Origin of the sequence: Phytobacter sp. V91, assembly GCF_965644225.1 — a bacterium.
In the GTDB taxonomy this organism is placed as follows: domain Bacteria; phylum Pseudomonadota; class Gammaproteobacteria; order Enterobacterales; family Enterobacteriaceae; genus CBFFRJ01.
In genome coordinates this window covers 53,324-77,856 of sequence record NZ_CBFFRJ010000004.1, presented here as the reverse complement: position 1 = coordinate 77,856, position 24,533 = coordinate 53,324, and the positions used below count along the sequence as shown (strand labels likewise).

Below are 24,533 nucleotides of genomic sequence, written 5' to 3'. Positions count from 1 at the left end.
AGATTCGCGCGACTGACTTAAAGGTCAAACCTTTCGGAGTCCCCCGGCAAAGCCGGGGGTTTACCGGACTTAATTATTCAGTGAAATCTGGGAATGGTCAGAATCCAGCATTAGCGATCTTGAAACTGAGTATCGGGCAAAATTCCCCGGTGATCCACTGTCAGTTTTGCGGGAAATTCTGGTCTATATCCTTGAAGCAACTGTTGTCGAAGAGCGCCGACGCTTGATGATGGAAATCATTTTTCATAAATGTGAATTTGTCGGTGAACTGGTTATTGTGCAACAGGCACAGTGTAATTTATGCCTGGAAAGTTACGATCGTATTGAGCAAACGCTCAAAGATTGCATTGAGGCGAAATTATTGCCGGCAACCTTGTTGACGCGACGCACGGCGGTGCTGATGCGCGGCTACATTTCCGGTATTATGGAAAACTGGCTGTTTGCCCCTCAATCTTTTGATTTAAAAGCAGAAGCCAGAAGCTATGTGGCAATTTTACTCGAAATGTGCAGCTTTTGTCCGACACTTCATAATAGCGCGGAAAATCAACCCGTTTAAGCTTATCGATGGTGAAATTTTACCACGTTATCGCGCACGACTAGGTTGTACATTCGTGCCATGCTATCCTTCTGCGTTGGCTAGTTCCGGCCTTCTTTCCTGTACACAGATTAATCACGCAAATGATGCTGCATCTCACTCGTTCTCGCCGCACGCTCTCAGCTTTCGCTGGGGTGCTGTTTTTTGTCTTTGCCTTTATAACGGGTAATGCCGTTGGGGCGACGACAGGTAATGATTTACCTTCCCGCAATGATGTCCAGAGTCAACTCGACGCGCTCAATAAGCAAAAAGATCACACCGCGCAGGACAAGCTGGTCCTCGAAGATCTGACCGCGACTCTGGAAACTCTCGATAAGATTGACCGGGTGAAGCAGGAAACTACCCTGCTGAAGCAAAAAATCACCCAGGCGCCCGACAAACTCCGCCAGGCGACAGACGCGCTTAATGGGTTGAGTGATAAAGACAACGACGACGAAACGCGTAAAACCCTGGCGACCTTATCGCTGCGCCAGCTGGAATCGCGCATGTCTCAGATGCTGGACGATCTCCAGACCGCGCAGAACGATTTATCCAATTACAACAGCCAGTTAGTCTCATTGCAAACACAGCCTGAGCGTGTGCAAAGCTCAATGTATACGGCCTCGCAGCAGTTGCAGCAGATCCGTAACCGTCTGAACGGGACGGCGGCCGGGGAAGGGGCGTTACGCCCGACTCAGCAGACGCTGCTACTGGCTGAACAGGCGTTGCTGAATGCGCAAATAGAGCAGCAGCGTAAGAGCCTGGAAGGCAATACCACCTTGCAGGATACGCTGCAAAAACAACGTGATTTTGTCACGGCCAACAGTAATCGTCTTGAGCATCAATTGCAGCTGCTGCAGGAAGCGGTGAACAACAAACGGTTAACCCTGACGGAAAAAACCGCGCAGGAAGCGGTGACGCCCGACGAAACCGCCCGCATCCAGGCCGTGCCATTGGTGAAACAGGAGCTGGACATTAATCACCAGCTTAGCCAGAAGCTGATCACCTCCACGCAAAATGGCAACGCGCTGGTGCAGCAGAACATCAGAGTGAAGAACTGGCTCGATCGTGCATTGCAATCCGAGCGGACGATTAAAGAGCAGATCTCCGTTCTGAAAGGCAGTCTGCTACTGTCACGTATTCTTTATCAGCAGCAACAAACCTTGCCGTCTGCTGATGAACTGGAAGATATGACCAATCGTATTGCGGATTTGCGTCTTGAGCAGTTCGAGGTAAACCAGCAGCGTGATGCGTTATTCCAGAGCGATACCTTTGTTGCCAAACTGGAAGAAGGGCATCAAAGCGACGTCAACGATGAAGTGCATGATGCGTTGCTACAGATTGTGGATATGCGCCGCGAGCTGCTGGATCAACTTAATAAGCAGCTGGGCAGCCAGCTGATGATGGCGATTAACCTTCAGGTCAATCAACAGCAGTTGATGAGTGTGTCAAAAAGCCTGCAGGATATCCTGACTCAGCAGATTTTCTGGGTTAACAGTAATAAACCGATGGACTGGGACTGGATTAAATCCTTCCCGGAAGCGCTGAAAGACCAGATCGGCAAGATGAAACTTACCGTCAACTGGGAAAAGGCGTGGCCTGCGGTGGCCATCGCGTTCCTCGCCGGTTTGCCGTTACTGCTGATTGCCGGTCTTATCCGCTGGCGTCTTGGCTGGCTGCGTAGCTACCAGGCTAAACTGGCGCTACAGGTCGGGCAACTGCGTAACGACAGCCAGCTACATACTCCGAAAGCGATTCTGATTGATCTTATCCGCGCGCTGCCGGTGTGCCTGATAATCCTTGCGATTGGCCAGATATTGTTGACCATGCAGCTTAATGCCAGCGAACTGCTGTGGGCATTCTGCAAAAAACTGACGCTGTTCTGGCTGATATTCGGTCTGTGCTGGAAAGTGCTGGAAAGAGACGGCGTAGCGGTTAACCACTTCAATATGCCGGAGCAGCTGACCAGCCACTGGCGCCGTCAGATTGTCCGCATTAGCCTTGCACTGCTGCCATTGCATTTTTGGTCGGTGGTGTCTGAGCTTTCCCCGCTGCATCTGATGGACGATGTGCTGGGTCAGACGGTGATCCTGCTCAATCTGATGCTGATTACCGGCCTGGTATGGCCGATGTTCCGTGAAAGCTGGCGTGATAAAGAGTCGCACAGCATTCGCCTGGTGACCATCTCCGTGCTGGTTCTGGTTCCCGTGGCTCTGATGGTGCTGACGGCAACGGGCTACTTCTACACCACGCTACGCCTGGCCGGGCGCTGGATTGAAACCGTCTATCTGGTCATTCTGTGGAATCTGCTGTATCAGACCGTTTTACGCGGTCTGAGCGTTGCCGCACGGCGTATCGCCTATCGCCGTGCCCTGGCGCGTCGACAGAATATCGTCAAAGAGGGTGCGGAAGGGGCGGAACCTCAGGAAGAGCCTACTATTGCGCTTGAGCAGGTTAACCAGCAAACATTGCGTATCACCATGCTGGTTATGGTGTCGCTGTTTGGCGTGCTGTTCTGGGCCATCTGGTCTGATTTGATTACCGTCTTCGCCTATCTCGACAGCGTAACGCTGTGGCATTACAACGGCACTGAAGCGGGCGTGGCGGTGGTGAAAAGCGTCACCATGGGCAGCATGCTGTTCGCCGTGATTGCGTCGATGGTGGCCTGGGCGTTGATTCGTAACCTGCCAGGCCTGCTGGAGGTGCTGGTGCTCTCCCGGCTTAATATGCGTCAGGGCGCATCCTACGCCATCACCACCATCCTCAACTATGTGATTATTGGCGCCGGGGCGATGATGGTATTCGGCTCGCTTGGGGTTTCATGGGACAAGCTGCAATGGCTGGCAGCGGCGCTCTCTGTTGGTCTTGGTTTTGGCTTACAGGAAATCTTCGGTAACTTCGTCTCTGGCCTGATTATTCTGTTTGAACGCCCGGTGCGTATCGGCGATACCGTCACCATCGGAACCTTCTCCGGATCGGTAAGCAAGATCCGTATTCGTGCCACCACGATCACCGATTTTGACCGCAAAGAGGTCATCATTCCGAACAAGGCCTTTGTCACCGAGCGTCTGATCAACTGGTCGCTGTCCGATACCATTACCCGCGTGGTGATCCGCCTGGGGGTTGCTTATGGTTCAGATCTGGACAAAGTAAAAGAGATCCTGCTTCAGGCTGCAATGGAGCATCCAAAAGTGATGCACGATCCGGAGCCGTCTGTCTTCTTTACCACCTTTGGCCCGAGCACCCTGGATCATGAGCTGCGTCTGTATGTGCGCGAACTGCGCGACCGCAGCTATACCGTGGATGAGCTGAACCGCACCATTGACCGGCTGTGTCGTGAAAACGATATCAACATCGCCTTTAACCAGCTTGAAGTGCATCTGCGCAATGAGAAAGGTGACGAGTTTCAGGAAGTGAAACGTCAGATCAAAGGTGACGATCCGACGCCTTTGAGAGATTAACGGTAAGTATTTTCCCCCTCTCCCGGATCAGGGAGAGGGCGGGATAAGCCCGGCGATTTTGCTCTCAAAGACTCGCCGCACAATCTCCAGTGCTTTCAGTACGGTATCAGGCGCAACCTGATGCTCCTCCAGCAGCATAATCAAATCGACCGCCAGTTTGACCTCATCCGGGGCGTTTTCCAGTGACATAATCTTCCTCGTCTCAACGTGTCATGTTAGCCAGTACACGCTCAATGTTATCCAGAGCCTTTCGGCAGCGGCGTATTCGCTCGTCAAAGGCGATAATTTCTTTATGTAATTGCTGCTGTTCAGCAAAGGTTGTGACCTGGGTAACTCTCTCTTCCCGCTGGCGTTTCATCGCCAGCAGTCGATGCTCGAAGGCCTGATGCTGCAAACGCTTTTGTTGCCACTTTGTCAGACCCGGCGTGGCGGCGTCCCACTTCCGCAGCGACCAGACGGCGGTTTCACGCATCAGGGCGGTAATTTGCGCGCCAAGCTGGTCTGCAAGCCAGGCTACCTGAGGAAGCTGCTTCGCTTCTACTGCGTGATGCAATGCGTGCAGATTCTCCTCGATCTCGCTGAGATAAGATCGCATCAGGGTACTGTTGCTGCGAAAAAGATGGCGATCGAAGCGGGGGCTTACCGTGGCATGTTGCGACAAGGGAGCAACCTCTTTGCCCAGCTCCGCGACTTTTTGCTCCAGCGCCTGTAGCAACAATGTGCTTTTCACTGCTCACTCCCCTGTAAAAATCCGCGACTATGTTACATTAACGGTTCATCCTGATAACGATTCGCATTATGCAACGGACTATTTTAATCATCATTGGCTGGCTGGCGGTAGTGCTTGGAACACTTGGCGTGGTTTTACCCTTGTTGCCCACCACCCCGTTTATTTTGCTGGCGGCGTGGTGTTTTGCGCGTTCTTCGCCCCGTTTTCATGCCTGGCTGCTGTACCGCTCCTGGTTTGGGGGGTATTTGCGGCACTGGCAACAATACCGGGCGATGCCGCCAGGAGCAAAGCCGCGGGCGATCGCCGTTATTCTGCTGACCTTCGCCGTATCATTATGGATGGTTAAGATAATGTGGGTGCGGATACTGCTTCTGGTTATTCTCACCTGTCTGCTTATTTTTATGTGGCGGCTGCCAGTGATTGATGCAAAGCAACAAAAACCGTAAAGCGCAGTAATGGATATTGCAATTGTCGCGCTCAGCCAGTAAATTCTGGCGTTTTCGAGCACAGGTATGACTGGTTAAATGTTAACCGTCGGTTACAGTAAAACGTAACCTGTACCGTGAGTATTACCGTTTTTATCAGGCAAAAATCCATGACAGCGACTGCGCAGCAGCTTGAATTTCTCAAAAACAGCATCAAAAGCATTCAGGATTACCCAAAGCCGGGCATTCTGTTCCGTGATGTCACCAGTTTGCTGGAAGACCCGAAAGCCTACGCTCTCAGCATTGAATTGCTGGTTGAACGTTTCAAAGATGCCGGGGTAACTAAAGTCGTCGGCACCGAAGCACGTGGCTTCCTGTTTGGCGCGCCAGTGGCGCTGGGTCTGGGCGTGGGCTTTGTGCCCGTGCGCAAGCCGCGTAAACTGCCGCGTGAAACCATTGCAGAGAGCTATGAGCTGGAGTACGGCACCGATCAGCTTGAGATCCATATCGATGCTATTCAGGCCGGAGACAAAGTGCTGGTGGTTGACGATCTGCTGGCGACCGGCGGCACCATCGAAGCAACGGTGAAGCTGATCCGTCGTCTGGGCGGTGAAGTGACCGATGCGGCATTTATCATTAACCTGTTCGATCTGGGCGGTGAGCAACGTCTGGAAAAACAAGGTATCACCTGCTACAGCCTGGTTCCGTTCCCGGGCCACTAAGAATCAGACCTTTTGATTCCGGGCAGTGCTTGCCATCCACCTGTACTTAATCGTACAGCCTGGTGACGATGCACTGTCCGCTGCTAAACTGGCTACTTTGGTAGCGTCTGACGTATTAGCGCAAGACACGACCTCGCTGAATTTCTGAGGTTGTGATAGCATTCCCCTCAATAAACTCACCTTTCAGCGTTTCAGAGCCAGCCAATGAGTTATCAGGTCTTAGCCCGTAAATGGCGACCCCAAACTTTCGCGAGCGTTGTCGGCCAGGAGCATGTGCTCACCGCACTGGCGAATGGCTTATCCTCCGGACGCATTCATCATGCTTACCTGTTTTCGGGGACCCGTGGTGTCGGTAAAACGTCCATTGCCCGACTGCTGGCGAAAGGACTGAACTGCGAAACCGGCGTTACTGCGACGCCGTGCGGCGTGTGCGACAGCTGTCGTGAAATCGAACAGGGGCGTTTTGTTGATCTGATTGAGATCGATGCTGCTTCCCGGACGAAAGTTGAAGATACCCGCGACCTGCTGGATAACGTGCAATATGCCCCGGCGCGTGGCCGCTTTAAAGTGTATCTGATTGACGAAGTGCATATGCTCTCGCGTCACAGCTTCAACGCGCTGTTAAAAACCCTTGAAGAGCCGCCCGCGCACGTTAAGTTTCTGCTGGCGACCACCGATCCGCAAAAGCTACCGGTGACGATCCTCTCGCGCTGCCTGCAATTTCATCTTAAGGCGCTCGACGTCGATCAGATTCGGGCCCAGCTTGAGCACATTCTTGAAGAAGAAAAGATCCCCAGCGAGCCGCGTGCGCTTCAGCTTATCGCCAGGGCTGCGGATGGTAGCCTGCGCGATGCGCTCAGTCTGACCGACCAGGCTATTGCCAGCGGCGACGGCAACCTGACGGCTCAGGTGGTGAGCACCATGCTCGGCACCCTCAGTGACGATCAGGCGCTGGCGCTGATTGAAGCTGTGGTCGCCGCCGACGGTGAGCGGACCATGACGCTTTTGAATGACGCGGCTTCCCGGGGAGTCGAATGGGACGCGTTGCTGGTGGAAATGCAAACGTTGATGCACCGTATCGCGATGGTGCAACTGACCCCGGCTGCGCTGGGCAGCGATATGGCGGCCATTGAACGACGGATGCGGGAGCTGGCGCGGATTATCCCGCCAACGGACGTACAGCTTTATTATCAGACGCTGCTGATTGGCCGCAAAGAGCTGCCGTTTGCCCCGGACAGGCGCATGGGGATGGAAATGACCCTCTTGCGCGCGCTGGCGTTTCATCCGCGCGAGCCCCTGAGCGTACCGGATGCGCCACAACCTGCTTTTGCACCGGTTGCGCCAGCGGCGGTTTTAACTTCAGCTCAGATTGCCCCACCGCCTGAGCAGGCGCCCGTTCCATCTTCGTCTGATGCGGCACTGCCTGAAGCAACCAACCAGGTGCTGGCTGCCCGCCGTCAGTTGCAGCGCGCTCAGGGAGCAGACAAAGCAAAAAAGAGTGAACCGGCAGCCGCGACCCGCGTGCGGCCGGTGAATAATAGTGCCCTGGAAAGACTGGCGTCGGTGACTGAGCGGGTTCAGTCCCGTCCGGCGGCGACACCTGCGGAAACACCGGTCAAAAAAGAGGCTTATCGCTGGAAATCGACGATGCCGGTCAGCGAGGCCAAAGAAGCGGTCGCCACCCCAAAAGCGCTGAAAAAAGCGCTTGAGCATGAAAAGACGCCAGAGCTTGCGAAAAAGCTGGCGGAAGAGTCGCTTGAGCGCGATAGCTGGGCGGCACAAGTCAGCAAACTCAGCCTGCCGAAGCTGGTTGAGCAGGTGGCCCTTAATGCCTGGAAAGAGCAGAGCGAGAACCGTATTACCTTACATTTACGTTCCGCTCAGCGTCATCTGAATTCATCATCCGCGCATAAGGTTCTGGCCGATGCGCTCGCTGGCTTGCTGGGGATGGCGGTTGAATTGACTATCATTGAAGATGATAATCCGGCAGTGCGTACGCCGCTGGAGTGGCGACAGGTTATTTATGAAGAAAAACTCGCGCAGGCGCGCGAGGCGATTATCGCGGATAACAATATCCAGACCCTGCGCCGCTTCTTCGATGCAGATCTGGATGAAGAGAGTATTCGTCCCCTTTGATTGCAAGCCTGGCTTGTGGTCATCCTTAACTATGACTTACTGAGAGAAAAGCCTATGTTTGGTGGAAAAGGCGGTCTGGGCAATCTGATGAAACAGGCCCAGCAGATGCAAGAAAAAATGCAGCAGATGCAGGAAGAGATCGCGAAGCTGGAAGTGACCGGTGAATCCGGTGCGGGCCTGGTGAAAGTCACCATCAACGGCGCGCACAACTGCCGTCGCGTTGAGATCGACCCAAGCCTGCTGGAAGACGACAAAGATATGCTCGAAGATCTGGTCGCTGCCGCATTCAACGATGCAGCCCGTCGTATTGACGAAACCCAGAAAGAGAAAATGGCTTCTGTCTCTTCAGGCATGCAGCTGCCGCCAGGCTTTAAGATGCCGTTCTGATGCAAACCAGTCCGCTGTTAACGCAGCTTATGGAAGCGCTGCGCTGCCTGCCGGGCGTTGGCCCGAAGTCAGCGCAGCGCATGGCGTTTACGCTATTGCAGCGCGATCGTAGCGGCGGAATGCGCCTGGCGCAGGCATTGACCCGCGCCATGTCGGAAATTGGTCATTGTGTCGATTGCCGTACTTTCACCGAGCAGGAGGTCTGCAATATTTGCAGCAACCCCCGTCGGCAGGAGAATGGTCAAATCTGCATTGTGGAGAGTCCGGCTGACATCTATGCCATTGAGCAAACCGGGCAGTTTTCCGGTCGCTATTTTGTGTTGATGGGGCACCTGTCGCCACTCGACGGCATTGGTCCGGAAGATATTGGCCTGGACAGGCTCGAGCAGCGACTGGAAACAGAAACGCTCACTGAGGTTATCCTTGCCACCAATCCAACGGTAGAAGGGGAAGCCACTGCCAACTATATTGCTGAGCTTTGCGCGCAATATGGGGTGGAGGCCAGCCGTATCGCCCATGGCGTCCCCGTCGGCGGCGAGCTGGAAATGGTGGACGGCACCACGCTGTCCCACTCTCTGGCCGGTCGTCACAAGATTAAATTCTGACCAAACGGAGGCCGGTTTTCCGGTCTCCGCTTGAAAAATCCCTCTGATATCCCCATCTCGTCTTCAACGCTTTTTTCTCATTACATGGCATTGTTGAGGTCGACTTAGATGAAAGGACAAGAAACCCGCGGTTTCCAGTCAGAAGTAAAACAGCTTCTGCACCTGATGATCCATTCCCTGTATTCCAATAAAGAAATCTTCCTGCGCGAGCTTATCTCCAACGCATCTGATGCCGCGGACAAACTGCGTTTTCGCGCGTTGTCCAAAGCGGATCTGTATGAAGGTGACGGCGAACTGTGCGTCCGCGTCTCTTTTAACAAAGAGAACCGCACGCTGACTATTGCCGACAACGGCATTGGTATGAGTCGCGATGAAGTGATCGAAAACCTCGGTACTATCGCTAAGTCCGGTACCAAATCTTTCCTCGAATCCATGGGCTCCGATCAGGCGAAAGACAGCCAGTTAATCGGCCAGTTTGGCGTCGGTTTCTACTCCGCGTTTATCGTGGCGGATAAAGTCTCTGTTCGCACCCGCGCGGCTGGCGAGAGCGCAGAAAACGGCGTGTTCTGGGAATCCCAGGGCGAAGGTGAGTACACCGTGGCCGACATCACCAAAGACGATCGCGGCACCGAAATTACGCTGCACCTGCGTGAAGGCGAAGATGATTTCCTCGACGACTGGCGCGTGCGTTCGGTTATCAGCAAATATTCTGACCACATCGCACTGCCGGTGGAAATTGAAAAACAGGAAGAAGTCGACGGCGAGACCGTGGTCTCCTGGGAGAAAATCAACAAAGCTCAGGCGCTGTGGACCCGTAGCAAGTCTGAAATCAAAGACGAAGAATATAACGAGTTTTACAAGCACATTGCTCACGACTTTACCGACCCGCTGGCCTGGAGCCACAACCGCGTGGAAGGCAAGCAGGAGTACACCAGCCTGCTGTTTATCCCGTCTCAGGCGCCGTGGGATATGTGGAACCGTGACCACAAGCATGGGCTGAAACTGTATGTGCAGCGCGTGTTTATTATGGATGAAGCCGAGCAGTTCATGCCGAACTACCTGCGTTTCGTCCGTGGCCTGATAGATTCTAACGATCTGCCATTGAACGTCTCCCGCGAGATTTTGCAGGACAGCACCGTCACCCGTAATCTGCGCACTGCGTTGACCAAACGCGCACTGCAAATGCTGGATAAACTGGCAAAAGACGATGCGGAAAAATATCAGGGCTTCTGGAAACAGTTCGGCCTGGCGCTGAAAGAAGGTCCGGCGGAAGACAACGCCAACCAGCAGGCTGTCGCCAAATTGCTGCGCTTCGCTTCCACGCACAACGACTCTTCTGAGCAAACCGTGTCGCTGGATGAGTACATCTCGCGCATGAAGGAAGGTCAGGAAAAAATCTACTTTATTACTGCTGACAGCTATGCTGCGGCGAAGAGCAGCCCGCACCTGGAGCTGCTGCGTAAAAAAGGTATTGAGGTGCTGCTGCTCTCCGATCGTATTGACGAATGGATGATGAGCTACCTGACCGAATTTGACGGCAAGTCCTTCCAGTCTGTCTCTAAAGCGGACGAGTCGCTGGATAAACTGGCTGACGAAGTGGATGACAGCGTTAAAGAAGCGGAAAAAGCCCTTGAGCCTTTTGTTGAGCGTGTGAAAACCCTGCTTGGCGAGCGAGTGAAAGAGGTGCGTCTGACCCACCGTCTGACCGACACGCCAGCGATTGTCACTACTGACAATGACGAAATGAGCACCCAGATGGCGAAACTGTTTGCCGCTGCGGGCCAGAGCGTTCCGGAAGTGAAATACATCTTTGAGCTGAATCCGGATCACCCGTTGGTGAAGCGCACCGCCGATACCGAAGATGAAACCCGGTTTGCCGAGTGGGTGGAACTGTTGATGGATCAGGCGCTGTTCGCGGAACGCGGTACGCTGGAAGATCCGAACCAGTTCATTCGCCGTATGAACCAGTTGCTGTTGTCTTAATCCTTACCGAACCCTCATCCTGTGCTGGTTTTCACCCTCTCCCTGTGGGAGAGGGTGAAATAGTTCCCTCTTCCCGTGGAAGAGGGTTAGGGTGAGGGCACCAGACCGCGCCAACCCAAATAATCTCCCCCGTTAACCGCTTCAGCCGTCTCGCCTTCCTTGAGCCATACTCAAACTGGTGGTATCGTTTAGCGCTTTTTGAAAAATTGAATCGACATTTGAGGGGATTTCCGCAATGCGTATTATTCTGCTTGGCGCTCCGGGCGCGGGTAAAGGAACTCAGGCACAGTTCATTATGGAGAAATACGGTATTCCGCAAATCTCCACGGGCGACATGCTCCGTGCTGCTGTTAAATCCGGTAGCGAACTGGGCAAACAAGCAAAAGACATCATGGATGCCGGTAAACTGGTTACGGATGAGCTGGTTATCGCTCTGGTTAAAGAGCGTATTACTCAGGAAGATTGCCGCAATGGCTTCCTGCTTGATGGCTTCCCGCGTACCATTCCGCAGGCTGATGCCATGAAAGAAGCGGGCATCAATGTTGATTACGTTCTTGAATTCGACGTACCGGATGAACTGATCGTTGATCGTATCATTGGTCGTCGCGTACACGCCGCTTCCGGCCGCGTATACCACATCAAATTCAATCCGCCGAAAGTTGAAGGTAAAGACGACGTGACCGGCGAAGAGCTGAGCACCCGTAAAGACGACCAGGAAGAGACCGTACGTAAACGTCTGGTGGAATACCATCAGATGACCGCGCCGCTGATTGGTTACTACCAGAACGAAGCGAAGTCAGGTAACACCCAATACGCCAAAGTTGACGGCACCAAAGCCGTGAGCGAAGTGCGCACCGAGCTGGAAAAAATCCTCGGCTAAGTCTGACCCTCCCCGGCGCCCGCCGGGGATGCTTTAACAATCGCTGCAATTGGTTTCGTTTCCGCGCTTTTCAGTTACAATCATTAACCAGTTCAATGGTTAAGAGGCGCGAATGAGTCAGGCGAAAACAGGTATTCTGCTGGCCAATCTTGGTACCCCCGAAGCACCCACCGCTGATGCGGTAAAACGTTATCTTCGGCAATTCCTGAGCGATCGTCGCGTCGTTGATACTTCCCGCTTGTTGTGGTGGCCGCTACTGCGCGGTGTGATCCTGCCTGTCCGTTCCCCTCGAGTGGCCAAACTCTATCAGTCCGTGTGGATGGAAGAGGGCTCGCCGTTAATGGTCTTTAGCCGTCGGCAGCAGCAGGCGCTGGCCGCCCGCCTTGGTGACGTGCCTGTCGCACTGGGGATGAGCTACGGTTCGCCATCGCTGGAGAGCGCCGTTGATGAGCTACTGGCGCAGGACGTTGAGCATATCGTCGTATTGCCGCTGTACCCGCAGTATTCCTGCTCGACGGTTGCGGCCGTATGGGATGAACTGGCACGGATCCTGGCGAAGAAGCGCCATATTCCGGGCATCTCGTTTATTCGCGATTATGCCGACGAGCAGGCCTATATCACCGCACTGGCAAACAGCGTGCGCGCTTCTTTCGCGCGCCATGGGGAACCGGACGTGCTGCTGCTCTCTTATCACGGTATTCCCCAGCGTTACGCCGACGAAGGGGATGATTACCCCCAGCGCTGCCGTGACACCACCCGTGAGCTGGTTTCCGCCCTCGGATTACCGCCAGATAAAGTGATGATGACCTTCCAGTCGCGCTTTGGCCGCGAACCCTGGCTGACGCCCTATACCGATGAAACCATGAAAATGCTCGGTGAGAAGGGGGTGAAACATATTCAGGTTATGTGCCCGGGCTTTGCCGCCGATTGCCTTGAGACACTGGAAGAGATCGCGGTGCAGAATCGGGAGTTTTTCCTCGAGGCTGGGGGCGAGAAATATGAATATATTTCAGCGCTTAATGACTCCCCTGACCATATTGAGATGATGGTCAGCCTGACGGATAAATATCGCTAATCGCCTGCCGGGGCGGGAATATGCTACCATTCCCGGCCCACTTCTTATCCCGTAACGACGACCATGAAATTTCCCGGTAAGCGCAAATCCAAACACTATTTCCCCGTTAATGCCCGCGATCCGCTGTTGCAGCAAATCCAGCCTGAAAATGAGGCCAATGCCACCTGGGTTGTGGGTATTGACCAGACGCTGGTGGACATTGAGGCAAAAGTGGATGATGCCTTTATTGCGCGTTATGGATTAAGTGCCGGTCACTCGCTGGTGATCGCCGATGACGTTGCCGAAGCGCTGTATCAGGAGCTGGTGCGCGACAATCTTATTACGCATCAGTTTGCCGGTGGCACTATCGGCAATACCATGCACAACTACTCGGTGCTGGCCGACGACCGTTCGGTTCTGCTGGGGGTTATGTGTAATAACATCGAGATCGGCAGCTACGCCTACCGCTACCTGTGCAACACCTCCAGCCGTACCGATCTCAACTATTTACAGGGTGTTGATGGCGCCATTGGGCGCTGCTTTACGCTTATCAGCGACTCCGGCGAACGTACTTTTGCCATAAGCCCGGGTCATATGAACCAACTGCGTGCCGACAGCATTCCGGAATCAGTGATTGCCGGGGCTTCTGCGCTGGTTCTGACCTCGTACCTGGTACGCTGCAAGCCCGGTGAACCTATGCCAGAGTCCACCATGCAGGCCATTACCTGGGCAAAAAAACACAATGTGCCCGTGGTGCTGACCCTGGGGACCAAATACGTTATTGCCGACAATCCGCAGTGGTGGCGTGATTTCCTGAAAGAACATGTGTCGATTCTGGCGATGAACGAAGAAGAAGCCCATGCCCTGACCGGAGAGACCGATCCGCTGGTGGCCTCCGATAAGGCGCTGGACTGGGTTGACCTGGTGCTGTGCACCGCAGGGCCGATTGGCCTGTATATGGCCGGGTTCACCGAAGACGAAGCGAAGCGTAAAACTCAGCACCCGCTGTTGCCTGGCGCGATTGCCGAATTTAATCAGTATGAATTTAGCCGGGCGATGCGTCATAAAGACTGTATTAACCCGCTGCGTATCTTCTCGCACATTGCGCCTTATATGGGCGGCCCGGAAAAAATCATGAATACCAACGGAGCGGGAGATGGCGCTCTGGCGGCCTTGTTACATGACATCACCGCCAATAATTACCATCGTCTCAATGTGCCGAACTCCAGTAAGCATGCTTTTACCTGGCTGACTTATTCGTCACTGGCTCAGGTGTGTAAATACGCCAACCGTGTTAGCTACCAGGTGTTGAATCAACACGCCCCGCGTTTATCGCGCGGTCTGCCGGAGCGTGAAGACAGTCTGGAAGAGTCCTACTGGGACAGGTAAAAGCGAAACGGTAACCTCTGGTTGCCGTTTTTAGTGTTTGCTCCCTCTCCCGTGGGAGAGGGGCGGGGTGAGGGCATCAGACCGCAAGATCTTACCCCGTCATTGCCTCTTCAAGAGGCGGATTCTCAAGCAACGTCAGCATGGTATTGGCAATTTCACGCTCACCCATCACCACCTGATCCGCGCCGCGCTCCATAATGTATTCCACTTCGTCATCATAATGGGCACGGGCGATTATCTCGATATTCGGGCATTTCTCGCGCGCGGTAGTGACAATCTCACCGGCTTCATAGCCGTTAGGGATCGTCAGTAATAACCAGCGGGCGCAATCAAGGTGCGCCAGATTCATAATCTCTTCGTTTGCCGCATTGCCCAACACCGCCCGGATGCCGCGTTCACGTAACTCATCCACGCGGGTGCGCGAGGTTTCAATCACCACCAGCGGAATACCCAGCGCCATTAACTTCTCACCCAGCAGGCTACCAACGCGGCCAAAGCCCACCAGCAGAGCATGGTTACAGATATCCACCGGGATCTGTTTCTCTTCTTCGATCGCCTCTTCCAGCGTTTGCTCTTCGAGGGTTTCGGTTTTATCGAGGTATTTTTCCAGCAACGCGAACAGGATCGGGTTGAGCATAATGGAGAGGATGGCCCCGGCCAGCACCAGGTTCTGCCCCGCCTGCGGCAGCAGATTTAATGCCATGCCCAGACCGGCAAGGATAAAGGCGAATTCACCAATTTGCGCGAGGCTGGCGGCGATAGTCAGCGCCGTACGCGGCGAGTGACCAAACATGCGCACCAGGAAGAACGCCGCCACGGATTTACCAAAAATGATAATTGCCAGCGTACCCAGCACCGCCAGCGGCTGATCGATAAGTACCAGCGGGTCGAACAACATGCCGACGGAGACGAAAAACAGTACCGCAAAGGCATCGCGTAGCGGCAGGGTGTCGTGGGCAGCCCGGTGGCTCAGTTCCGATTCGTTGAGCACCATTCCGGCGAAGAATGCGCCGAGGGCAAAAGAGACGTCGAACAGTTCGACCGCGCCAAAGGCGATACCAAGGGCCAGCGCCAAAACCGACAGGGTAAAGAGTTCACGTGAGCCAGTGGCGGCGCTGCGGGCCATGATCCAGGGCACCAGGCGGCGGCCAACCACCATCATAATGGCGATGAAAGCGACCACTTTGCCGATGGTAATGCCCATATCCACGGCCAGTGTTGCCAGCCCGACATTGCCTTTTTCGACCATTCCAGCGATGGCGGGCAGTAAGACCAGCGTCAGTACCATCACCAAATCTTCAACAATCAGCCAGCCGATGGCGATTTGTCCGCGCTGACTGTCTATCAGTTGTCGTTCCTCAAGCGCGCGCAGCAACACCACGGTACTGGCGGTTGAAAGACAGAGTCCAAACACGATGCCGGTCATCAGTGACCAGCCAAGCGTTGCGGAGAGCGCCATTCCCAGAAGCGTTGCGACGGCAATTTGCGCTATCGCTCCGGGGATGGCGATGGACTTTACCGCCATCAAATCCTTTAACGAAAAATGAAGACCCACGCCAAACATCAATAAAATCACGCCCAGTTCCGCAAGCTCAGGTGCGAGCTTGGTATCCGCCACAAACCCTGGCGTAAATGGCCCGGCCAGAACGCCTGCGAGCAGATAACCCACCAGAGGTGAAATACGTAATTTGTTAGCAAGCATACCGAGGATAAAAGCGAGAACAAGCCCGCCCACAATGGTGGTGATTAGCGGTGTGGCGTGATGCATTCCGTCTCCTTTCGTTGATGCGTGGATCCATTTTGGCTGTTTTGCCAAAACCCGAGTTACAGTTTATGACAATTTTAACCATTGTGTTTATGAATAATTATTGAATTTTGAAGAAAATGGCACGTTGGGTGAAAAAAAGAGGGATCTGGCTTATCAAATGCAGAGAACGCATCATAAGTGCTTATATGCTGGAGAATTCGAGGGTCAAAGCCAGGCTTTGACCCCGAGGAAACTATGCATTATGCCGGTTATCAGGCAGAAATATGGTCAAAATTCCCAGTAACGGGAGGTAAGCACAGATTTTATAGACCAACTCAATGCTGGAATGGTCGGCGATCACACCCAGAACCGCAGCCCCCAGACCTCCCATCCCAAAGGCGAAACCAAAGAAGAGTCCGGAAACCATGCCGATACGCCCCGGAAGTAGCTCCTGGGCATAGACCAGAATGGCCGAAAACGCTGAGGCCAGGACAAATCCAATAATCACCGTTAATACACCGGTCCAGAAGAGAGTTGCGTAGGGTAAAAGAAGCGTAAAAGGCGCAACGCCAAGGATAGAGCCCCAAATAACATATTTACGACCAATTTTATCGCCAAGCGGCCCGCCAACCACCGTGCCAGCGGCTACCGCAAACAAGAAGATAAACAGATGCATCTGTGCATTTTGCACCGATAAATCAAATTTATGCATCAGATAAAAGGTGAAATAGCTGCTGATGCTCGCCATATAGAAATATTTCGAGAAAATCAGGATTAACAGCACGCAAACCGCCAGAACCACTTTATTGCGTGGCAGGGGATTTATCACCGGGGCTGATTTTTTACCGATATTCACCCGATGCTGTGCCGCATACCAGCGGCTGACCTGGGCCAGCACCACAATCGCCAGCAGGGCTGCCAGCACAAACCAGGCCACATTCCCTTTGCCATAAGGTGCAATAACGATAGCCGCCAGCAGCGGCCCCAGCGAACTGCCAAAGTTCCCGCCCACCTGGAAGATGGATTGCGCCAGACCATGACGACCGCCGGAGGCCATACGCGCCACGCGCGAGGATTCCGGATGGAATACCGATGAACCCGTCCCCACCAGCGCCGCGGCCACCAGCACGCTGGCAAAGCTACCCGCCAGCGCCAGTAGCACCAGCCCGCACAGGGTAAAGCACATGCCAATCGGCAGCGACCAGGGCATCGGATGTTTGTCGGTCCAGTAGCCCACCACCGGTTGCAGAAGCGATGACGACAGCTGGAAGGTGAGGGTTATCATCCCTATCTGCATAAAAGAGAGAGAAAACTCGCCCTGCAAAATAGGGTAAATCGCCAGAATGAGCGACTGGATCATGTCATTGAGCAGATGCGACACGCTAATCGCACCGAGAATACCAAATGAAGTACGTGCTTTCGCCGCCGACCCGGAAGCGGGTGTCAGGGGCTGAGGGGTTTCACTGATTGCCATAAATACTCTGTTTGCTTAATCGATGTAGTAGAAGTATCGAAACGGTAATAATTATCTGGCTAACATATCTGCGGCTTGAAGTATGACGGATATAACATACCAGTGCTCAAGTTTTAAGTAAGTCAGCAATGCTGAAAACTTATTTGTCTATTTTTACAATGAACAGTATTTTTTCAGCTGATTAATGAATCAGGGAGAGAAACATGAAGTTGTTAAAAAAGAGCGTCGTGCTGGCTGTCCTGGCCGCACTTTCTCTGGCGAGTACGCAGGTTCAGGCTTACGAGCAGGATAAAACCTATAAAATCACCATCCTGCACACCAACGATCACCACGGGCATTTCTGGCGCAGTGATTACGGTGAATACGGGCTCTCAGCACAGAAAACGCTGGTGGATGGGATCCGCAAAGAGGTGGTCACTGAAGGCGGCAGCGTGCTGCTCCTCTCGGGTGGCGATATCAACACCGGGGTTCCTGAGTCCGATCTTCAGGATGCCGAGCCAGATTTTCGCGGCATGAACCTGATTGGCTATGATGCAATGGCCGTTGGCAACCATGAATTCGATAATCCGCTGAGCGTACTGCGGCAGCAGGAAAAATGGGCTAAGTTCCCGTTCCTTTCCGCCAATATCTACCAGAAAAGCACCAATGAACGTCTGTTTAAGCCGTGGATGATTTTCGACAGGCAGGGGCTGAAGATTGCCGTTATCGGCTTAACTACCGACGACACGGCAAAAATCGGTAACCCGGAATTCTTCACTGACATTGAGTTTCGTAAACCGGCGGAAGAAGCAAAGCTGGTCATTGACGAGCTCAAACAGACTCAGAAGCCGGACGTGATTATTGCCACCACCCATATGGGGCATTATGACAATGGCGAACACGGTTCGAACGCGCCGGGCGATGTGGAAATGGCGCGCAGCCTACCCAAAGGCGCGCTGGCGATGATTGTGGGTGGTCACTCACAGGATCCGGTCTGTATGGCGTCGGAGAATAAAAAGCAGGTCGATTATGTGCCGGGCACGCCATGTGCGCCGGATCAGCAAAACGGTATCTGGATTGTGCAGGCCCATGAATGGGGCAAATATGTCGGGCGCGCCGATTTCGAGTTTCGCAATGGCGAGATGAAGATGGTGCGTTACCAGCTGATCCCGGTAAACCTGAAGAAGAAAGTGACCTGGGACAACGGCAAGAGCGAGCGCGTACTCTACACGCCAGAAATCCAGGAAAACCCACAAATGCTCTCTTTGCTGACGCCGTTCCAGAATAAAGGTAAAGCGCAGCTGGAGGTGAAGGTCGGTAATACCAATGGGCATCTGGAGGGCGATCGCAGCAAAGTGCGCTTTGTGCAGACCAATCTGGCGAGGGTGATTCTGGCGGCACAAATGGCGCGAACCAATGCGGATCTGGCCGTGATGAGCGGCGGCGGCGTGCGTGACTCCATCGAAGCGGGTGATATCACCTACAAAGATGTGCTCAAAGTGCAGCCCTTTGGCAATACGCTGGTCTACGCGGACATGAACGGTAAAGAGCTGACCGACTATCTCTCCGCCGTGGCGAAGATGAAGCCGGATTCTGGCGCTTACCCGCAGTTTGCCAATGTCAGCTTTGTGGCGAAAGACGGCGTGCTTAACGACCTGAAGATTAAAGGCGAAGCCATTGATCCTGCGAAAACCTACCGCCTGGCGACGTTAAGCTTTAACGCCACCGGTGGCGACGGGTATCCGCATATCGACGATAAACCGGGCTATGTGAATACCGGCTTTATCGATGCCGAGGTGCTCAAGCAGTTTATAGAGCAAAACTCTCCGCTGGACGTGAGTACTTACGAACCTAAAGGCGAAGTGAGCTGGCAGTAGCAGAGCATCCCCTTGTTTTGTTCCCTCGCCCCATTGGGGTTGAGGGATCCCCAGAAAAAAATGCCCGCACAGACAGTCCCCTCGCCCGTTTTGGGAGAGGGTTAGGGTGAGGGGAAACATACGGGCTGTAGTGGTTATCCCGTTCACCTTATGTTCCTTGCTTCTCTGTTACCCTGGAACCGGTGAACGTGCCAGGGGGGCTCAAATCGCCACCCCCCTGGCGACCCGGGCTCTGGCTCAGAAAATCGCCGCTGGCGCGGTCCACTCAGTGTATTCCTTCAGGCTTATCGGGGACGGGCGGAGGTAACGTCCTTGTAAATCCACCCTCGCCGCGCATCCATGCGCGTCGCCCCGGCCTTACGGATACGCTTCGTCGATTTTCAGCCGGTTAAGGTCATCGCTGTTGCTGTTTTATCCTCTTAACGCCATATTTTCGCTGAAAAACATGGTATTAGTGGGGATTCCTCAGCCATTGGGGAGAGGGTCAGGGTGAGGGGAGAACCTGCGCTGAACTTCAGTCCCGACGTGCGATATCTGCAAACTTCGCATCAAGGATTGTTGCCAGATCCATTGCCGCCAGTTCAATATCTAACCCGCGTTTGCCACCGGATACATAGACGGTGGCAAATTCCTGCGCCGGGGCATCAATCACGGTTGGCAGACGTTTTTTCTGCCCGAGTGGGCTGATACCGCCCACCAGATAGCCGGTGATTCGCTGCGCCACCATCGGGTCGGCCATATCCACTTTCTTGGCTCCCAGCGCTTTTGCCACTTTTTTGAGATCCAGCATGCCGGCGACCGGGGTGACGGCAACAGCCAGGTGCTTCATATCGCCATTAATCGCCACCAGTAGCGTTTTATAAACCTGGTCCGGATTCAGCCCCAGCTTGCGTACCACTTCATCACCAAAGTTGGTCTCATTCGGGTCGTGATCGTAGGTATGGATCTGGAAAGAAATTTTGTGTTTTTCGAGTAACTTAACGGCGGGAGTCATAGCAATCCTTTAAACCAAAGTCATTTAACGCCCCCAGCATACGCCCGTCCTGGCCCGCAAAAATAGTACTATCTTGCGCAAGCGTATTGGCTGTGGCGGAAGTTTGCGCGACAATTTGGCAACCCGAAGCGCGAGCTTCGGCATAATAATAAAATTGAAATTCCTCTTTGACGGGCCAATATCACTATTGGCCGTTTTTTTTCTGTAAAAGTTCAGGCAGATTCCCTTCGCCATACAGGTGCAACGCCCCGGCAGCCACCACATATTGCCCGGCAGGCAAGGCCCATAGACGCTCGCACCAGGCCTGATTGCGCTGGTGCATCAATACGTCGTGCAGTGACGCGCTAAAGGTCGTCGGCAGGGTTAACGATTCTCCCCCGGTCGGCGGCGACTCCAGCCACCAGCTGAGCATCACCTGCAATAAACGGGCATTTTCATGCCAGTGAGTCAGGGTATCCTGGAGTAGCTCACTGCCGTCATCGGCAAGCTTAAGCAAAATCGCCACCTGATTCTCGGTGCCTTCCAGCTCAATCACCGGAGTTGAAAACTGCTGCGCTGATTGCAACAGCTGAAAATCGATCCCGTAATCCGGGCGTAGCCCCAGCCGCTGGGCCTGGGTCGCCTGCAATACCAGCGCAATATGCCAGGCTGGGCGGGTGTCGAACTCTTCCCGCGTCAGGCCAAGAATGGTGAGGATATTGTCCAGCGCCTGCAGCTGGCTGGCAGAGAGTCTCTCCTCCAGCGGCGGGCAGACCGGTAGATTCAGAAAGGGTGAACCACCGCTGGCCACATCGGCTTCAACCAGCAGGGCAGTGGCATGACGCAGTTTTTGCAGCAGGCCAGCCGGGAGCGGCGACATACCCGGCGTGCCCATATGGATACTGCCCACCAGATGAAAATGGCGATCGCCTGGCAGAGTGATATCAATAGCTGGCCACGCGTAACGGCGGGTGAAAAAGCGATTTTTTAGCCGTTGAAACAGGCCCATACGCGTTTCCTGAAGTCAAAACATCATGCTAGCGCGTAGGGGAGAAAGGTGCAAATGCCCCCCAACGCGCGTTGGGGGGAGATGCTTACTCTTTTGGCGTGAAGCGCAGCAGGCGATTGGCATTGCTGACCACGGTGATGGACGAAAGCGCCATCGCTGCGCCCGCCACCACCGGGTTGAGCAAGGAGCCGGTCAGTGGCCATAAAATCCCGGCGGCAATCGGAATGCCCAGTGAGTTATAAATAAAGGCGCCGAGCAGGTTTTGCTTCATATTGCGCAGGGTGGCTTTGGCGATGGCCAGCGCATCCGCGACGCCTGTCAGACTATGGCGCATCAGGGTAATGGCGGCCGTTTCAATTGCCACATCGCTACCTCCGCCCATGGCAATCCCGACTTCTGCCTGGGCCAGCGCCGGGGCATCATTGATCCCGTCGCCGATCATCGCGACCCGTCGGCCTTCGGCCTGCAATTTTTTAATTGCATCGGCCTTACCGTCAGGCAGGACACCGGCAATCACCTCATCAATGCCTGCCTCTTTGGCGATGGCGTTGGCGGTGATGGGATTATCCCCGGTCAGCATTACCAGCCGGTAACCGGCCCGGTGCAGACGCTGTAAAGCACTGACGCTATCGTCGCGCAGGGGATCGCGAATGGCGAACAGCGCGACGGCCTCGCCGTCAACCGCCAGGATAACCGGCGTCGCGCCCTGAGCCGCCTGGCGTGAAATGTCGTCCGTAAATCCGTTAAGGGCTATCTGCTGTTCAGTCAGCAGCGTCTGATTGCCCAGCAGCAGCGTACTACCCTGCACCTCACCGCTGACGCCAAGCCCACGTAACGTGCGGAAATTCTGTACCACCGGCAGCGTGACAGGCCCGGCTTTTTCCAGAATGGCTTTCGCCAGTGGATGGCTGGAACCTTGCTCCAGGGCCGCCGCAAACTGCAACGCCTGCGTCTCGCTAATATTACTCAGGGTTTTGACCGCAACCACCTGAGGCTGACCCCGGGTGAGAGTGCCGGTTTTATCAAACACCAGGGTGTCGAGTTGGCTGGCCCGCTGTAATGCATCGGCATCACGTACCAGCACGCCAAATTCTGCCGCCCGGCCGACGCCAGAGATAATCGACATAGGTGTGGCAAGACCCAGCGCACAAGGGCAGGCGATGATGAGCACCGTGGTGGTGATAACCAGGGTGTAGACAATTTGCGGCGCCGGGCCAAACAGGTACCAGATAGCGCCGCTAAACAGGGCGATTGCTACCACCACCGGCACAAAAATGGCCGAGATTTTATCTGCCAGCTGACCGATTTCCGGTTTGCTGCTCTGCGCCTGGCGAACCATACGAATAATGCGCGACAGGGTGGTATGGCTGCCGATGGCGCTGGCGGTGAACAACACGCTACCGTCCTGCACCACTGTCCCGGCATGGATCCCGTCACCGATGCTTTTTTCCTGCGGAATGGGTTCGCCCGTCAGCATGGCTTCGTCAAACCAGGCTTCGCCCTGGCTGATATTGCCATCCACCGGTACGCGATCGCCGGTGGTTAAACGCAGCGTCATCCCCGGCTGAACCTCAGCCAGCGGGACGCTTTTCTCCCCGTCTTCCGTTACCACGCGCGCGGTGGGGGGCGTTAAGTCGAGCAATTTTTCCAGCGCTTTTGAGGAGCGCTGGCGGGCGCGGGCTTCGAGCATATGGCCGAGGTTAATCAGACCGATGATCATGGCGCTGGCTTCGTAATAGAGATGACGGGCTTCCATTGGAAACCACTGCGGCCAGACGTTGACGCTCATCGAATAGAGCCAGGCCGCTCCGGTGCCCAGGGCCACCAGCGTATCCATGGTTGCGGTGCCGTTGGTCAGGCTTTTCCAGGCGCTGCGGTAGAAATGGCCGCCGGCCACAATCATGACGCCAAGGGTCAGCACGCCAATTATCAGCCACAGGCTGCGGTTATCAGCGGTGACCATCATATTGTCGCCCAGCATCCCCCACACCATTACCGGCACCCCGAGCAGCAGCGCAACGATGGCCTGCCAGCGAAAACGTGTCATGGTGGCAAGGGCGCTTTCCTGCTGACGCGCGCGGCGTTTTAGATCATCTTCAATCGCTTCCGCGCCGTAACCTGCATTCTCGACGGCGAGGACTAAATCAGCGGCGGAGGCGCTGCCCATAATCAGCGCAGAGCGCTCCGCGAGGTTAACCCGTGCCTGGGTGACGCCCGGTACCGCCTGTAAGGCTTTCTGCACCCGGGAGACGCAGCTGGCGCAGCTCATACCGTTGATTAAAAGCTGTTGGCTGTCATCAAGGTCATCGGCCACCGGAAGCTCAGGGGAGGCCGCTGTCAGTGCTTCCGACGGGATTGATGACTCTGTCAGCGGTTTAGTCTTTGGGTGGCTGACGCTCGCATCATACCCGGCTTGTTTGATGGTTTCTATCAGCGCTGCGGCATCGGCGCTGCCGGTGATCTGCGCATGAGTAATAGTGACTTCAGCCTGTTCGACATCGGCACGCTGCTCGAGACTCTCTTTAACCCGTTTGACGCAGTGCCCGCAGGAGAGCCCGTCGAGCTCCAGTTCTGTAATGTGAGACATAATTTATTTCCTGTATGATTGGTCGTATGAAGATTGACCTGATTAATCACCTGTGTTGACTGTGGAACAGGTTAAACCTTCCATCAAGGGGAAGGTCAAGGGGGGAAATGTGAATATCAGTATCGTGGCGCAAAAAACCGGGCTGACCACTAAAGCCATTCGCTTTTATGAAGATAAGGGGCTGGTGACTCCTCCGCTGCGCGGGGACAACGGCTATCGCAGCTACACGCAACAGCACATTTTTGAATTAACGTTATTACGCCAGGCGCGGCAGGTGGGATTCAATCTCGAAGAGTGTGGCGAGCTGGTGAACCTGTTTAACGATCCGGCGCGTCACAGTGCGGATGTCAAAGCGCGTACCCTGCAAAAAGTGGCAGAGATCGAGCGGCATATTGTTGAACTGGAGTCGATGCGCAAGCAACTGCTCTCGCTGGCGGACGCCTGCCCTGGCGATGACGGCGCAGATTGTCCGATCATTGAGAATCTCTCCGGTTGTTGTCACCAGAAAGCGAATGCCTGAGTGAATTAAGCATAATAGCGC

19 protein-coding genes, 1 pseudogene and 1 other annotated feature are annotated in these 24,533 nt (G+C 54.5%); of the genes and pseudogenes, 13 read left to right on the top strand and 7 right to left on the bottom strand.

Features of this window, described 5'->3' with window-relative positions; translation table 11 throughout:
* Window positions 1-73: 73 nt before the first annotated feature.
* Together ACSZO4_RS01695 and mscK are read left to right on the top strand one after the other, a co-directional pair.
* Window positions 74-556: pseudogene (locus ACSZO4_RS01695) on the top strand (multidrug efflux transporter transcriptional repressor AcrR); the annotation flags it as partial.
* A 125-nt stretch (window positions 557-681) separates the two neighbouring features.
* Entirely contained in the window at window positions 682-4,035 is a 3,354-nt protein-coding gene (gene mscK / locus ACSZO4_RS01690; RefSeq protein WP_437887103.1) for a mechanosensitive channel MscK, read from the top strand.
* A gap of 27 nt (window positions 4,036-4,062) precedes the next feature.
* On the opposite strand, the gene rsmS is transcribed toward mscK, so the two are convergent.
* A complete protein-coding gene (gene rsmS / locus ACSZO4_RS01685) occupies window positions 4,063-4,224 on the bottom strand; it encodes a pleiotropic regulatory protein RsmS (protein ID WP_437887098.1) in 162 nt (53 codons plus the stop codon).
* Between the two features lie 13 nt (window positions 4,225-4,237).
* On the bottom strand, window positions 4,238-4,765 hold the full coding sequence (gene priC / locus ACSZO4_RS01680) for a primosomal replication protein PriC (protein ID WP_437887097.1): 528 nt from the start codon (window positions 4,763-4,765) through the stop codon (window positions 4,238-4,240).
* 68 nt (window positions 4,766-4,833) lie between these two features.
* Here priC and ACSZO4_RS01675 point away from each other — a divergent pair, with 68 nt between their 5' ends.
* The 9 genes from ACSZO4_RS01675 to ACSZO4_RS01635 all read left to right on the top strand — a co-directional run bounded on the left by ACSZO4_RS01675 (window position 4,834) and on the right by ACSZO4_RS01635 (window position 14,346).
* Window positions 4,834-5,211 carry a DUF454 family protein gene (locus ACSZO4_RS01675; protein WP_437887096.1) on the top strand — a complete coding sequence of 126 codons (378 nt, stop codon included), beginning with the start codon at window positions 4,834-4,836 and terminating at the stop codon, window positions 5,209-5,211.
* A 149-nt stretch (window positions 5,212-5,360) separates the two neighbouring features.
* A complete protein-coding gene (gene apt / locus ACSZO4_RS01670; protein WP_437887095.1) occupies window positions 5,361-5,912 on the top strand; it encodes an adenine phosphoribosyltransferase in 552 nt (183 codons plus the stop codon).
* A gap of 204 nt (window positions 5,913-6,116) precedes the next feature.
* Window positions 6,117-8,048, top strand: coding sequence for a DNA polymerase III subunit gamma/tau (dnaX, locus tag ACSZO4_RS01665; protein ID WP_437887094.1), 1,932 nt, complete (start codon window positions 6,117-6,119; stop codon window positions 8,046-8,048).
* Window positions 7,384-7,448: a sequence feature (DnaX frameshifting element), on the top strand. It overlaps the preceding gene by 65 nt.
* A 54-nt stretch (window positions 8,049-8,102) precedes the next feature.
* Entirely contained in the window at window positions 8,103-8,435 is a 333-nt protein-coding gene (locus ACSZO4_RS01660; protein WP_437887093.1) for a YbaB/EbfC family nucleoid-associated protein, read from the top strand.
* Window positions 8,435-9,040, top strand: coding sequence for a recombination mediator RecR (gene recR, locus ACSZO4_RS01655; RefSeq protein ID WP_437887092.1), 606 nt, complete (start codon window positions 8,435-8,437; stop codon window positions 9,038-9,040). Before ACSZO4_RS01660 ends, recR begins: the two co-directional genes overlap by 1 nt.
* 108 nt (window positions 9,041-9,148) lie before the next feature.
* On the top strand, window positions 9,149-11,023 hold the full coding sequence (htpG, locus tag ACSZO4_RS01650; RefSeq protein ID WP_437887091.1) for a molecular chaperone HtpG: 1,875 nt from the start codon (window positions 9,149-9,151) through the stop codon (window positions 11,021-11,023).
* Between the two features lie 235 nt (window positions 11,024-11,258).
* Window positions 11,259-11,903, top strand: coding sequence for an adenylate kinase (adk, locus tag ACSZO4_RS01645; RefSeq protein ID WP_437887090.1), 645 nt, complete (start codon window positions 11,259-11,261; stop codon window positions 11,901-11,903).
* A gap of 112 nt (window positions 11,904-12,015) precedes the next feature.
* Window positions 12,016-12,978 carry a ferrochelatase gene (hemH, locus tag ACSZO4_RS01640; protein ID WP_437887089.1) on the top strand — a complete coding sequence of 321 codons (963 nt, stop codon included), beginning with the start codon at window positions 12,016-12,018 and terminating at the stop codon, window positions 12,976-12,978.
* Between the two features lie 63 nt (window positions 12,979-13,041).
* Complete coding sequence (locus ACSZO4_RS01635; RefSeq protein WP_437887088.1) at window positions 13,042-14,346, top strand: inosine/guanosine kinase; 1,305 nt, start codon at window positions 13,042-13,044, stop codon at window positions 14,344-14,346.
* A 91-nt stretch (window positions 14,347-14,437) separates the two neighbouring features.
* Here ACSZO4_RS01635 and ybaL read toward each other — a convergent pair whose 3' ends face one another.
* Window positions 14,438-16,114: a YbaL family putative K(+) efflux transporter gene (gene ybaL / locus ACSZO4_RS01630; protein ID WP_437887087.1), complete on the bottom strand. Its 1,677-nt coding sequence runs from the start codon at window positions 16,112-16,114 to the stop codon at window positions 14,438-14,440.
* 232 nt (window positions 16,115-16,346) lie between these two features.
* The gene (locus ACSZO4_RS01625) at window positions 16,347-17,567 is read right to left on the bottom strand and encodes an MFS transporter (protein ID WP_437887086.1); all 1,221 of its coding nucleotides are present in this window, start codon (window positions 17,565-17,567) and stop codon (window positions 16,347-16,349) included.
* A 203-nt stretch (window positions 17,568-17,770) separates the two neighbouring features.
* Here ACSZO4_RS01625 and ushA point away from each other — a divergent pair, with 203 nt between their 5' ends.
* Window positions 17,771-19,423 (top strand): bifunctional UDP-sugar hydrolase/5'-nucleotidase UshA, encoded by a 1,653-nt coding sequence (gene ushA / locus ACSZO4_RS01620; RefSeq protein WP_437887085.1) that lies wholly within the window; start codon window positions 17,771-17,773, stop codon window positions 19,421-19,423.
* Between the two features lie 514 nt (window positions 19,424-19,937).
* Here the strand turns inward: ushA and ybaK are convergent.
* The 3 genes from ybaK to copA all read right to left on the bottom strand — a co-directional run bounded on the left by ybaK (window position 19,938) and on the right by copA (window position 23,992).
* Window positions 19,938-20,417 (bottom strand): Cys-tRNA(Pro)/Cys-tRNA(Cys) deacylase YbaK, encoded by a 480-nt coding sequence (gene ybaK / locus ACSZO4_RS01615; protein ID WP_437887084.1) that lies wholly within the window; start codon window positions 20,415-20,417, stop codon window positions 19,938-19,940.
* 184 nt (window positions 20,418-20,601) lie between these two features.
* The gene (locus ACSZO4_RS01610) at window positions 20,602-21,405 is read right to left on the bottom strand and encodes a TraB/GumN family protein (RefSeq protein ID WP_437887082.1); all 804 of its coding nucleotides are present in this window, start codon (window positions 21,403-21,405) and stop codon (window positions 20,602-20,604) included.
* 85 nt (window positions 21,406-21,490) lie between these two features.
* Entirely contained in the window at window positions 21,491-23,992 is a 2,502-nt protein-coding gene (gene copA / locus ACSZO4_RS01605) for a copper-exporting P-type ATPase CopA (protein WP_437887081.1), read from the bottom strand.
* 109 nt (window positions 23,993-24,101) lie between these two features.
* Between copA and cueR the strand changes: the two genes are divergently transcribed.
* Window positions 24,102-24,512, top strand: a complete 411-nt coding sequence (gene cueR, locus ACSZO4_RS01600) for a Cu(I)-responsive transcriptional regulator (RefSeq protein WP_437887080.1) — start codon at window positions 24,102-24,104, stop codon at window positions 24,510-24,512.
* Window positions 24,513-24,533 lie beyond the last annotated feature (21 nt).